Below are 11,311 nucleotides of genomic sequence, written 5' to 3'. Positions count from 1 at the left end.
ATGCCAGTTCCTTTCAGCCTACAGGGGAAAGCCGGAAGTGTCCATTTTTCTTCGTCCAAAGGCGATCGGGCCCGGCAGGAGCAGGCGACGACAGCCCCGGACTGGCAACGATGTTGCCAGCATGGAGAACAGGACGCGTCGCCATGGGACAAAAAGTGTCACGGCAGCCCCGAAGGACTGCCGCGGCAGGTGCGGGAAGATCCCCTGTCGAGATTTTTGGGATGTCCCGGGAAAGAGCGCGGCGATCAGCCTTCGTAGACCTTGTGGCTGTCCAGCCACAGCCAGCCCAGCAGGCAGGCCAGACCCACCAGAATGGCCATGAGGGCCTGGGCCGCCACGGGGCCGGGCCAGACGGGCAGGGCGCAGAGCAGCATGGACAGGCTGCCGAACAGCAGGCCGCCGCTGTTGATGAGGGCCGTCAGGCTGCCGGTATCGCTGCGCATCTGGTTGAGCATGAGCACCGTGGCCGGGGGGCGCAGGGCGCTGCCGCAAAAACTGATGGGCGCGCAGAGCAGGGCGAAGATGAAGGGGCCCCGATCCCCCACCAGCAGCAGGCCCAGCCCGGCCACCACGACGATGCCCAGATAGGCCGAGAAGAAGAGGCGCCGGGGCGCGGTGCGGAAAAAACGCTCATGCGCCAGCGGGCCCAGCATGCTCATGCCCGCATTGAAGGCGAAGAACAGGCTGTAGGCCTGGGGCGAGAGCCCGAACAGGCCCTGGAAGATATAGGAGGAAAGGGCCAGATAGGCCATGAAGGGCATGCTGGTGGCGGAAAAAAGCAGCAGCAGGCAGCGGAATCCCCGGTGGCGCAGCACCACCAGCAGACGGCCCAGCGTGCGGAAGGCATTGCCCTGCACCGGGTGTGTCATGGTCTCGCGCAGCAGCAGTGTCCCGGCACCGGCCAGCAGGCCGCAGAGCAGCAGGCAGGCGAAGATGCCGCGCCAGTCGGTGACGGCCAGCAGGGCCCCGCCGATGACCGGGGCCAGCATGGGCGCCAGGATGGTGATGGTCTGGATCCAGGTGATGACTTTTTCCATGGCCCGGCCGCGCAGCACGTCCTTGACGATGGCCAGGGCCATGGCGCTGATGCCGCCGCTGCCGATGGCCTGCACGGCGCGCCAGAACAGCAGGGGCCAGATGGACTGGGCCAGGGCCAGGAACAGGCTGGAGACCACATAGAGCAGGGCGCCCGTGTAAAGCACGGGCTTGCGGCCGTATTTGTCGCTGAGCGGGCCCCAGAAGAGCATGGAGGCCCCGAAGAGCAGCAAAAAGCAGGAGATGCTCAGGCTGGAGAGGGCGTCCGTGGTCTGCAGGGCCTGCGTCATGTGCGGCAGGGCCGGCAGGTACATGTCGGTGGAAAGGGGCGCGAAGGCGCTCAGGAAGGCAAGATAGGCAACCAGCCAGCGGTTGCCGGGGGCAAAAACTTTTTTGGGCATACGGGAACTCCATGCCCTCGTGTGAACGAAGGCGTGGTTCCGTGCTAACCAAGTTCCGCCCGATGTGCAATGAAATCCGTTTTCGTCCACCGGCGGGGCGCGGGCTTTTTTCGCACAGGGCCGGCAGACAGCTCCGGGAGGGCCTGCCGTCTGCCCACGTCACGGAGGCGGCGGGCGCGCTGCGGCTCAACCGTATACGCGGCACAGCCCGCACCGCGGCATCGCGCGGGGCCGTGTGGTGGCAGGGCCCGCTTTTCGTCCGGCAACGGGCAACAAAAAAGGACGGGCCCGGCTTGCGGACCCGTCCTTGCAAAATGCGGTGAGAGCGTGCCTAGCGCAGGGCGGACACGATGTCCGAGGCTGAAGGCGAGGCCAGCACCTTGCCGTCGGCGATGACGGCCGGGATGCGCTTCACGCCGTAATAGCGGGAGATCTGCACGGCCTGGTACATGTTCACGTTGCCGGCATTGTAGCAGTAGCGGGCCACGTCCAGTTCCTGGCTGGAAGGCACGGCCGGACGCAGCTTGCCCATATAGGCGTAGTGGATGGGCAGGTCGCTGGGCTTGACGGTGGCATCGTACTCGTTGGTGAAGGGCACGCTGCGCCCCTGCTTCTTCTGGGCGGCCTTGATGCGGTTCCATTCGCTGAGGGCGTGGCTCATGTAGTCCATGGCCTGGCCCTTGCGCTCATAGCTGATCCAGATGCCCATGCCCATGAGGTCGGTACCGTAGTTTTCCGAATTTTTGGCAAAAACGGCGATCTTGGCGTCAGCGGGAGAAAGCTTGGCCGAGGCATCGCGCACGGCCTGCCAGACGCGGGCGCTGTCGGGCGAGGCAAAGTCCAGCAGCACGATGATCTCGTGCGGGGCCGTCTTGTTGCCGAAGAACACGGGGTAGATCTCTTCGCGCCAGTGGGGGCGGTAGGCGGCCTCGTCCTCGATGCTCTGGCGGTCGGCGCCCATGGCCTGCACCATGGCCATGCCTTCAGCGGAAAGGGTACGGGTGTTGGGCAGGCTCTTGTTCATCCAGGGGTTGAAGGCATTGGCTTTGGCAGCGGGGGCTGCCTGTGCCACAGGCGTCAGGTCGGCGCTGCCGTTGCCCCCCATCAGACCACAGGCAGAGATCAGGCCGCAGACCAGCAGGGCCAGCGGCAGGCGCAGGACATTCTTCACTTTTCCTCATCCTTTTTGACAGTTGGCAAGGCAGCTACGGCATCTTCCAGATGCCGCAGCCAGATATCGGCAAAAGCGCGGTATTCGGCCGTGCCCCGCACCACGGGCGCGCAGGTGTGGCCGGCGGCCTCGATGCGGGAACGCCAGGAATCCGGCGCGTCCCCGGCCATGTCTTCCAGAGTATGGCGCCCCACCACGGAGAGCAGGGGCATGAGCCAGACACGGCGGGACGTGAGGCGCGGCAGCAGGGCCTCCAGCTCCAGGGCACCGCTCATGGTGCCCACATGCACGCGGGCGTCCAGGGCCTGCACGGCCCCGGCAAGGGCCGCATACGCGGTCACGGCCTGCTTGCGGCTGCCGTGGCCCATGAGCACCACGTCCTCGTCGGCCCGGCGTTCTTCGGGCAGGTGGGCCAGCACGGCCTGCGCGGCGGCCCGGATGTCCTCGTCACAGGCCAGCAGGGGCGTCCCTATGCTCACATGCAGGCCGTCCAGACGCCCGGCCTCGTCAGCATCGGCGCGCACGTCGGTATGTTCGCTGCCGGGGATGATCTGCAGGGGCTGCACGGCCACATGGGTGAAATTTTCCAGGCACAGGCGGCGCAGGGCCTTGAGCACGGAATCGTTTTTTTGCCGGGCACGCGTCAGACGGGTGCGCAGCAGCTCCGAAGAAAGGGCCCAGCGCACGCAAATGCCGGGAAAACGTTCGCGCACCCAGGCGTCGAACTGGCGCAGCGAGCCACGCCCCTGGGGGCTGCTCGTACCGTAGGCGACCAACAGGATAGCGGTTTTCATCTCTGCTGGTGTACGACACTTGACGCACGCTGGCAAGACGGAGCGCCTCACGGTTGACCGTGGGCAGAGGGGAGGCTACAGTGCGCTATACTTTGGAGGATTGTTCGTGAAAGCATTGGTTCTGGAGGGCTGCACCGGATTGCTGGGGCAGGCCCTGCGCCATGTCCTGCTGGGGCGCGGCTGGTCGGTGGAATCGCTGGAACGCTCGGACGGTGACATCCTGGATGCGGACTTCCTGCAGGCCCGTCTGGACAGTTGCGCGCCGGACGTGGTGTTCAGCTCCCTTGGCTGGAACACGGTGGACGATGCCGAGGACCATCCCGACGAAGCCCTGCTCTACAACCGCACCCTGCCGCATACTCTGGCCTGCCTGCTCAAGACCCGCGGGGAAGGCCATCTGGTGCACTTCAGTTCCGGGCTGGTCTTTTCGGGCCAGCACGGCAGCCCCTGGCGGGAAGAAGACGCCACGGCGCCCCTCAATGTCTACGGCAAGACCCGTCTGGCCGGGGAGCAGGCCGTCTTGCAGACCCTGCCCGAGCGGGCCTGCGTGGTGCGCACGGGCTGGCTGTTCGGCCCCGGCAAGCGCAATTTCGTGGACGACATCCTCAATGCCTGCCACCGGCGCGACAGCATCACCATCGTAGACGACCGCACGGGCTCGCCCACCTATTCGCTGGATCTGGCCCTGTGGAGCATCATGCTGGCCGAACGTCAGGCCACCGGCCTGTGGCATGCCGTCAACAGCGGTCAGGCCACGTGGTGCGAGCTGGCCTGCGAAGCCGTGGGCCTGGCCGGCAACGAATGCCGCGTGGAGCCCATCCCCTCGTCGCAATGGCCGCAAAAAGCGCCGCGTCCGCCCTATACGGTACTGGACTGCGGCAAGCTTTCCGAGTATCTGGGGATGCATCCGCGCCCCTGGACACAGGCCCTGCGGGAGCATTTTTTCTGCGACCCGTTCGATGCCTAAAGGGTATCCGGCACGGGGAGCGGTCGTTCACCGGCACGTTCCCGGGCACGGAGGCGCGGAGAAGAGCTCCGGGCGAGAGACGCTCCTGCGGGCCGTCGATGGCAGTGGGGCATAGATCTTGAGAGGCTCACGGCATGCGGGAGCACGACCTTCCTGTGCCGGATCAGGGACGCAAAGCCCTCCATAGTGCAGAGGGATGACATATTTCCGGACTTGCATGGTTTGGACCTGAAAGGCCGCCTTCGGGCGGCCTTTCTCACAGACAGGGGGCTGCGGCTCCCTGTTTTTTTGTTGATGGGCCAAGAGAGGCGTGCACCGAGACCGCCAGCCGGAGATGGCCGGGCGATGAGCCTGCATGGCCGGGCAGGAGGAGCGACAGAGCTGTTCCGGCAGATGGAGGCGGCGGAGATCGTGTCCGGCTTCCTTTACTGCGGGTATCGGCGGTGACGTCCGGCTTTCCGCCAAGGAGGAGAGGAACGCCGGTCTTTCGGTGGGGGACTTGTTCCGTCCAAAAAGTATCAGGGGCGCGCCGGACGTGGCGTCGCCTGCAGGCGGACGGGCGCCACCCGTATCAGGGCGGCAGCCCCGGCCAGCAGGGTGCGGCGCTGTGCCGCGGCCAGCCCGGCATCACGCAGGCACCCTTCCAGCCCGCCACGCCGCAGCCAGGTACGGGCGGGCGTCGCAGGCCCCCAGGGCAGGAAACCGGGCAGGAGGCGTCGCAGCAGGGCCGCAGGCAGGCCCAGGTTGCGTTCGGCCAGGATGAAGTCCGCCAGCCAGAGCTGCCGTGCCGCCAGGGCACAGGCCCGCAGCAGGCTCACGGCATCGGGCCAGGGCAGAGAGAACAGCACATAGCCCAGGCGCAGCCCTTCCAGCGAGCCCGCAGGCAGTTCCGGCAGGGACGCAAAGGGCGCTTGCGCCGTCGTTCCGGGGAGGTCGGGCAGGGCATTGCAGGGCAGGGCACGGCTCACGTCCGGCCAGGGCACCCGGCGGCACAGGGCTGCGTACAGGCCGGGAACCGGCGGGGCCGGGCGCAAGGTGTGCAGGCGGGTCACGTCGGCATCGGACAGAAGGTCGCGCAGCAGGGGGACGCTGCCGGTCGCCTCCGGGGAGAAGCAGGGAGCGCTAGGACAGGCAGGCATCAGGGGCCTCCGTGGTCGGGACGGCATCCAGACAGCGCAGCAGGTGGTCACGGGCCGCCGCATAGGCCGGTGTGGCGGGCAGCTCCGTCAGCAGACGGCGCGCGTGGCCCTCAGCCACGAAGCGGGCCCGGCTGGCCGGGAAGTGCATGTCGTAGAACCATGTCCCCAGCAGCACCCGGAAATCGTTGACGCTCTTCAGGTCGGCATAGGCCGCCACCCGCCCGGCCAGGGCATCGTCCAGCACTTTGTCGCTGTGGAGGGCGGGATCATCGGGCAGGCTCAGGACAACGGTGGGGCAGTAGGGCCGCGGGCCGGAAAGATGCTCGTCCATGACACGCAGGATGTCCAGCTTGTCGGCATCACGCACGGCATGGCAGATGCGGGCCATCCCTTCCGGCAGGCCCGCGGGCAGGGCAAAGCGGTTGTGCAGGCCCACGGCGGCGAGCACCAGCTTGCGGACGGCGGGCGTTTCGTCCTTCAGGCGCTGTTCGCGTTTGAGGATGCGCACGCCCCACTGGCCGTGGTTGCAGGACTCCCGGTCGCGGAAGGTATGCCAGCGCAGGTACTGCTCGAAGCGGGCGACGTCATGGTACAGGGCCGCCAGCAGACAGGCGCGGTCCAGCGGCGGTGCGAAGCGGCCGCCCGCGACGATGGCACGGGCATGGGCCAGCACCTGCATGGTGTGGTGCAGTTTGAGATCCATGGGCGAAGGATCGCCGCCGTCGCGACGACATTCCTTTTCGCGCTCACGGGCCGCGTAGGCGGCGAACCAGGCTTCATGACGGCTGATGTCCGGCAGGACGGGGGATGCGGTGTTCATGTCTGTGGGTGTACGCCCCGGCCGGGAGGGAGGCAAGGGGCGTCGGTGCTGGGGCAGCGTCGCCCCTTGTTTTTCCTCAGCGCCGGAACTGCCCGCTGGCCTGGCGCCAGGCGGCGGCCTGTTCCGCGGCATCGGCCACGCGGGCGTCCACGATGGTCTTGCCGATGGGGCACAGGGCCAGGGCAGCCAGCTTGACGTGCTGCCAGGCGAAGGGGATGCCGATGATGGTCACGGCGCAGGCCAGGGCCGAGAGCAGATGCCCGCAGGCGATCCAGATACCGCAGAGCAGCAGCCAGACGATATTGCCCACGGTGCCCAGCGGGCCGGTGCCGATATCGCCTTCGCCGGTAAGGACGTCACGGGAGACCGGCATGCGGCCGAAGGGCATGAAGGCGAAACCGGCCATGACGAAGCAGGCCCGGCCCCAGGGGATGCCGATGATGCTGATGAAGCAGAACACGCCCGCGATGCACCAGAGCAGGCCGGTACCCAGACCGAAGGGGAAGAACCAGAGGACATTGCCGAGACAGCCCAGAGCTTGCATGGGAAACTCCTGAAAAAACGTGGATGGAGCATCCATGCTACACGGGGGCGGGGGGACTGTCCATGTGCCGGGGGAGGGATGGGCGAAGCGTGCGGGGAAGATGCCGCATGGAGCGGTCATCTCCCTCTCTCCATCGAGGAAGAAAGCCCTCACGCAGGATGGCCGTCGGGCAGGAGGCCAGGCAGGATCAGGCAATGATCCCGGCCGTACCCGTCATGGAAGGAGAGCGGGCCGGAAATGGCGAAAGGCTACAGTTCCGGCAGGAAAAAATGGAAGGAGGCCAGCATGGCGGCCAGCAGACAGAGCTGGATCAGGACCACCAGCCAGCAGGTCTTGCGGAAGGCGGCAAGACGGCCGCGGGCACGCCCGCACACGGCGCGGGCCTCGTCCCGCACCTGACGGAGGGCCGTGCGTTCCTGTTCCGGAAGGGCGACGGACGCGGCGTCGAGGGCCGTCCCCAGCGCATCGAGCCGGGCCCGGAGCGCGGCCTGTTCCCGCTCCAGTTCCCGCAGCGGTGATGACGGACGGCGGGAGGCCTTGCGCGTGGCCTTTGCGGGGCCCGGGGCCTTGCGGGGCAGGAGCCGCCCCAGCCATGCTTTGCCGTTCATGGAAGTCCTTTGCTAAGAAAAAAGGGGGAAGGCGCAGGCCTTCCCCCTTGAGGATCGGATGCAGGACGAGGCTAGGCCTTGTCGAAGTTGACGACCACCTGTTCGCCGTCGCCGTTGCGGCGGGCGATGGTACCGATGGACCAGGCGGACATGCCGAAGGCCTGGATGCGGTTGATGGTCTCTTCCACCTGCTCTTCGGGCAGCACCAGCACGTAGCCGATACCGCCGTTGAAGATCTGCAGGATCTCGGGCCAGGAAAGTTCGCCCACTTCGTGCAGCCACTTGAAGACCGGGGGCATTTCCCAGCTGCCGAAGTCGATGTGGGCTTCCACCTGATTGGGCAGCACGCGCGGGATGTTGTCGTAGAAGCCGCCGCCGGTGATGTGGGCCATGCCGCGCACGTCCAGGTCGCGCAGCAGGGAGCGGACCACTTCCACATAGATCTGGGTGGGGGCCAGCAGCACGTCACGCACGGTGGCGCCGTCGGCACCCGGGAAGGGATCGTCCGGGCCCAGGCCGCTCTTGTCCAGGATCTTGCGGGCCAGCGAGAAGCCGTTGGAGTGCAGGCCGGTAGAGGCCAGACCCACGATCTTGTCGCCCACGCGGATGCCGGAACCGTCCACCAGCTTGGCGTTGTCCACGATGCCCACGCAGAAGCCGGCCAAGTCATATTCGCCATCGCCGTACATGTCGGGCATCTCGGCGGTCTCGCCGCCCAGCAGGGCACAGGCGGACTGGCGACAGCCTTCGGCCACGCCGCTGATGACCGTGTGGGCGGTATCCACATCCAGCTTGCCGGTGGCGAAGTAGTCAAGGAAGAACAGGGGGGTGGCCCCCTGGACCAGGATGTCGTTGACGCTCATGGCCACGAGGTCGATGCCCACGGTATCGTGCTTGTTGAAGGCAAAGGCCAGTTTGAGCTTGGTGCCCACGCCGTCGGTGGACGAAACAAGCACGGGGTCGCTCATGTTGCCGATTTCAGGTCTGAACAGGCCCCCGAATCCCCCGATGTCGGAGATGACCCCCTTGGTATGCGTGCGCTGCACCAGATGCTTGATGCGCGCCACGAGATCATTGCCGGCCTGGATATCGACGCCGGCTTCGGTATATGCTTTTGCGCGATCTGTGGACATGAGTATCCTCCTTGGTGGGAGACACCCTAGCAAAAAATTTGCCGAATCCCAAGCAGCTTTTTGGGGGAAATCCCGGCAGGGGGAGATTTTCGGTCACCTTTTTTCTCGTGGCAGCCGAGATTTTCCCCTGATATACCGGAGTGGCGGGCTTCCTGTTTTCTTCGGGCGGCAGGGCCGGGCCCGTACATGGAGGATGACGGTCCGGTGCAGGTGATGCGGACGGGCCGAGAGGGACAGTGCCACCGGCCGTCAGACCGGCACAGGCCGTCAGGGAGGACAGTTATGGAAAGCATGTTGTGGACACGGCTGACGGATGGCAGGCTGCGCTGCGGGCTCTGCGCCCATGCCTGCGTGCTCTCGCCGGGGCAGCGGGGACGCTGCGGTGTGCGCTGCAACCACGAGGGGCATCCGCTCTCGCTGGTGGACGGGCTGGTGACGGGCGTACAGGCCGACCCGGTGGAAAAGAAGCCCCTGTATCATTTCCTGCCCGGCAGCCGGACCTTTTCCGTGGGCAGTGCCGGATGCAATTTTTCCTGCCGCTTCTGCCAGAACCATCATATTTCCCGTGACCCGCTGGAGCAGGAGCGCATCCGCGGGCACGAAGCCACGCCGGAGATGTTGGTGGAGGCGGCCCTGCGCACTGCCTGCCGCAGCCTGGCCTTCACCTACAACGAGCCCACGGTCTTCGTGGAACTGCTGGCGGCCACGGCCGCGCTGGGACGGGAGCGGGGCCTGCCGTCCCTCCTGGTGAGCAACGGGTTCATGAGCCCCGGCTGTCTGGAGCTGCTGGGGCCCCTGGTGCGGGCGGCCAATATCGACCTGAAGGCCTTCAGCGAGGACTTCTATCATCACTATTGCGGTGCCCGCCTGCGGCCCGTGCTGGACAATCTGGTGCGGATGCGCGCGCTGGGCTGGTGGCTGGAGGTGACGACCCTCATCCTGGAAGGTCTCAATGACGGGGAGGCGGAGCTGCGGGCGCTGGCACGCTTCATCCGCGACGAGCTGGGCGCGGACACGCCCTGGCATGTGACGGCTTTCCATCCCGCCTACCGCATGACGGATCATCCGGCCACAAGAGCGGAGACCTTGCGGCGCTGCCGGGACATCGGTCTGGAAGAGGGACTGCGCTTCGTGTATACGGGCAATGTCTTTTGCGCGGGCGGCGGCGACACGCTCTGCCCGCAGTGTGGCGCCCCCTGCCTGGAGCGGCAGGGATGGCAGGTTATCATGAGGACGGACACAGGCGTCTGTCCGCGATGCGGCAGCAAGCTGCCGGGAGTATGGGAATTATGATCATCGTCTATACGGGCAACGGAAAGGGCAAGACCAGCGCCTGCATCGGGCAGGCCATGCGGGCCCTGGGCCGGGATTTTGCCGTGGGTTTCGGCCAGTTCATGAAGCAGCCGGGCTGTGCCGGGGAACAGACCGTTCTCGCGCGCCTGCTGGGAGATGATTTTCTGGCCGGCGGCAAGGGCTTTTTGCGGCGCGAGGAAGACCGCCCCGCCCACAGGGAAGCGGCCCTGGCCACACTGGACTGGGCCCGGCAGCGTCTGGAACGCCTGGATCTGCTGGTGCTGGATGAGACGCTCTACGCTCTGAAAGCGGGCATCCTGGAACGGAGCGAAGTGGAAGGGCTCATGGACGCGGCGCGCCGTGCCCGGTGCCATCTGGTGCTTTCCGGCCGGGACGCGCCGGACTGGCTGGTGGAAGCCGCCGATCTTGTCACGGAGATGGGCGAGATCAAACATCCCTGGCGGGCGGGCATCAAGGCCGCGCCGGGCATCGAATTCTAGGGCGGGACGTTTTGTCGGCAGCGGCCGTCCCGTGCCGTGCACATTAAAAAAGGAAAGGGCCCGTTCCATCACTGGAGCGGGCCCTTCGTATGAAGGAAGATCGTTCATGACGGGGCGTGGCCCCGAAGATCCTGGGGAGTTTGGGTTAGACGGCCCCGGCGGCCTCGTCGCCCACCGGCGGCGGAGGCGGTGCCGTGGGCGGGGTCAGCTTGTGCGAGGAGTTGGCCGGGGGCATGGTGGGCACGTTCTGGGCCGCGGGCTGGGCGGCCGGTTCCGTGGACGGAGCCGCGGCGGGCGTGGCGGCCGGTTGTGTGCCCTGGCCCGCGCCGGGCACCACCTGGCCCTTGGGCACGGGCATGTCGGCCTGCTTCTGGGGCAGCATCAGATAGCTGATGACCTGCTTGACGCCTTCCACCTGGCGCGCAGCACGGATGGCCAGCTTGCGCTCGGCCTCATCCTTGACCACGCCCAGCAGCACCACGCGTCCGGCGTTGACTTCCGTATCGATGCGGGTGGAGCTCAGGCCCGAGGTGCCGATGAGTTCCGTGCGCAGCTTGGTGGCCAGGACAAAGTCGCCGGTGTCGCTCTTGGCCGGCGTGAACCAGTGCGAGGTGACGGAGCGCACGCCCTTGTGGCGGCGCGCAATGCGGATGGCCTGGGAGCGCATCTTTTCGGGAGCTTCGCCCACCAGGAAGACATGGCCGTAATAGCAGTAGACCTTGATGCCCCAGCCCTGGGAAAGATTGGCGTCCATGAGGTCGGACTTGATGCCCAGGGAAATTTCCTTGTCATCGCTGATGGTGCCGCTCAGGCGCTGGTCGTCGTACACGCCGTAGAGCGAGGCACAACCGCTGCTGAGCATAAGGCAGCAGAGAAGCAGCAGGGGGACGATGTAACGCATGTATC

The 11,311-nt window shown here is 66.5% G+C and carries 12 protein-coding genes; 3 read left to right on the top strand and 9 right to left on the bottom strand.

The genetic code is table 11. The features are described 5' to 3' along the window. Positions 1–245: 245 nt before the first annotated feature. From Q4I12_RS01170 to Q4I12_RS01160, 3 genes are all read right to left on the bottom strand, one after another. A complete protein-coding gene (locus Q4I12_RS01170; protein ID WP_302260157.1) occupies positions 246–1,436 on the bottom strand; it encodes an MFS transporter in 1,191 nt (396 codons plus the stop codon). Between the two features lie 331 nt (positions 1,437–1,767). Further along, positions 1,768–2,607 carry a hypothetical protein gene (locus Q4I12_RS01165; RefSeq protein WP_204674460.1) on the bottom strand — a complete coding sequence of 280 codons (840 nt, stop codon included), beginning with the start codon at positions 2,605–2,607 and terminating at the stop codon, positions 1,768–1,770. Next, complete coding sequence (locus Q4I12_RS01160) at positions 2,604–3,401, bottom strand: sirohydrochlorin cobaltochelatase (protein ID WP_168936105.1); 798 nt, start codon at positions 3,399–3,401, stop codon at positions 2,604–2,606. The genes Q4I12_RS01165 and Q4I12_RS01160 overlap by 4 nt, the downstream gene beginning before the upstream one ends. Before the next feature lie 106 nt (positions 3,402–3,507). On the opposite strand from Q4I12_RS01160, the gene Q4I12_RS01155 reads away from it, so the two are divergent. Beyond that, positions 3,508–4,368, top strand: coding sequence for an SDR family oxidoreductase (locus Q4I12_RS01155; protein ID WP_302260153.1), 861 nt, complete (start codon positions 3,508–3,510; stop codon positions 4,366–4,368). 518 nt (positions 4,369–4,886) lie between these two features. Here the strand turns inward: Q4I12_RS01155 and Q4I12_RS01150 are convergent. From Q4I12_RS01150 to purM, 5 genes are all read right to left on the bottom strand, one after another. Continuing rightward, complete coding sequence (locus tag Q4I12_RS01150; RefSeq protein ID WP_302260151.1) at positions 4,887–5,507, bottom strand: hypothetical protein; 621 nt, start codon at positions 5,505–5,507, stop codon at positions 4,887–4,889. Beyond that, positions 5,491–6,327, bottom strand: coding sequence for an HD domain-containing protein (locus Q4I12_RS01145; RefSeq protein WP_302260149.1), 837 nt, complete (start codon positions 6,325–6,327; stop codon positions 5,491–5,493). Before Q4I12_RS01145 ends, Q4I12_RS01150 begins: the two co-directional genes overlap by 17 nt. Positions 6,328–6,403: 76 nt before the next feature. Then, positions 6,404–6,871, bottom strand: coding sequence for a YccF domain-containing protein (locus tag Q4I12_RS01140; protein WP_239464943.1), 468 nt, complete (start codon positions 6,869–6,871; stop codon positions 6,404–6,406). A 248-nt stretch (positions 6,872–7,119) separates the two neighbouring features. Next, positions 7,120–7,479, bottom strand: a complete 360-nt coding sequence (locus Q4I12_RS01135; RefSeq protein ID WP_168936101.1) for a hypothetical protein — start codon at positions 7,477–7,479, stop codon at positions 7,120–7,122. A 71-nt stretch (positions 7,480–7,550) separates the two neighbouring features. Then, on the bottom strand, positions 7,551–8,612 hold the full coding sequence (gene purM / locus Q4I12_RS01130) for a phosphoribosylformylglycinamidine cyclo-ligase (RefSeq protein ID WP_006008254.1): 1,062 nt from the start codon (positions 8,610–8,612) through the stop codon (positions 7,551–7,553). 282 nt (positions 8,613–8,894) lie between these two features. Between purM and amrS the strand changes: the two genes are divergently transcribed. Both amrS and Q4I12_RS01120 read left to right on the top strand, forming a co-directional pair. After that, the gene (amrS, locus tag Q4I12_RS01125) at positions 8,895–9,905 is read left to right on the top strand and encodes an AmmeMemoRadiSam system radical SAM enzyme (RefSeq protein WP_302260145.1); all 1,011 of its coding nucleotides are present in this window, start codon (positions 8,895–8,897) and stop codon (positions 9,903–9,905) included. Further along, on the top strand, positions 9,902–10,405 hold the full coding sequence (locus Q4I12_RS01120) for a cob(I)yrinic acid a,c-diamide adenosyltransferase (RefSeq protein WP_300644436.1): 504 nt from the start codon (positions 9,902–9,904) through the stop codon (positions 10,403–10,405). The genes amrS and Q4I12_RS01120 overlap by 4 nt, the downstream gene beginning before the upstream one ends. A gap of 145 nt (positions 10,406–10,550) precedes the next feature. Here the strand turns inward: Q4I12_RS01120 and Q4I12_RS01115 are convergent, their stop codons facing one another. After that, the gene (locus Q4I12_RS01115) at positions 10,551–11,306 is read right to left on the bottom strand and encodes a BON domain-containing protein (RefSeq protein ID WP_302260143.1); all 756 of its coding nucleotides are present in this window, start codon (positions 11,304–11,306) and stop codon (positions 10,551–10,553) included. Between the last annotated feature and the right edge of the window lie 5 nt (positions 11,307–11,311).

The sequence above is a fragment of the Desulfovibrio piger genome, from assembly GCF_951793255.1.
Taxonomy (GTDB): Bacteria; Desulfobacterota; Desulfovibrionia; order Desulfovibrionales; family Desulfovibrionaceae; genus Desulfovibrio.
This window is presented reverse-complemented; position numbering and strand designations above follow the sequence as displayed.

What these genes read in the sequence shown, in the direction of transcription:
- Q4I12_RS01170 (WP_302260157.1), bottom strand. Translation starts at nt 1,436, where the DNA reads ATGCCCAAAAAAGTTTTTGCCCCCGGCAACCGCTGGCTGGTTGCCTAT.
- Q4I12_RS01160 (WP_168936105.1), bottom strand. Translation starts at nt 3,401, where the DNA reads ATGAAAACCGCTATCCTGTTGGTCGCCTACGGTACGAGCAGCCCCCAG.
- Q4I12_RS01150 (WP_302260151.1), bottom strand. Translation starts at nt 5,507, where the DNA reads ATGCCTGCCTGTCCTAGCGCTCCCTGCTTCTCCCCGGAGGCGACCGGC.
- Q4I12_RS01145 (WP_302260149.1), bottom strand. Translation starts at nt 6,327, where the DNA reads ATGAACACCGCATCCCCCGTCCTGCCGGACATCAGCCGTCATGAAGCC.
- Q4I12_RS01140 (WP_239464943.1), bottom strand. Translation starts at nt 6,871, where the DNA reads ATGCAAGCTCTGGGCTGTCTCGGCAATGTCCTCTGGTTCTTCCCCTTC.
- Q4I12_RS01135 (WP_168936101.1), bottom strand. Translation starts at nt 7,479, where the DNA reads ATGAACGGCAAAGCATGGCTGGGGCGGCTCCTGCCCCGCAAGGCCCCG.
- purM (WP_006008254.1), bottom strand. Translation starts at nt 8,612, where the DNA reads ATGTCCACAGATCGCGCAAAAGCATATACCGAAGCCGGCGTCGATATC.
- amrS (WP_302260145.1), top strand. Translation starts at nt 8,895, where the DNA reads ATGGAAAGCATGTTGTGGACACGGCTGACGGATGGCAGGCTGCGCTGC.
- Q4I12_RS01120 (WP_300644436.1), top strand. Translation starts at nt 9,902, where the DNA reads ATGATCATCGTCTATACGGGCAACGGAAAGGGCAAGACCAGCGCCTGC.
- Q4I12_RS01115 (WP_302260143.1), bottom strand. Translation starts at nt 11,306, where the DNA reads ATGCGTTACATCGTCCCCCTGCTGCTTCTCTGCTGCCTTATGCTCAGC.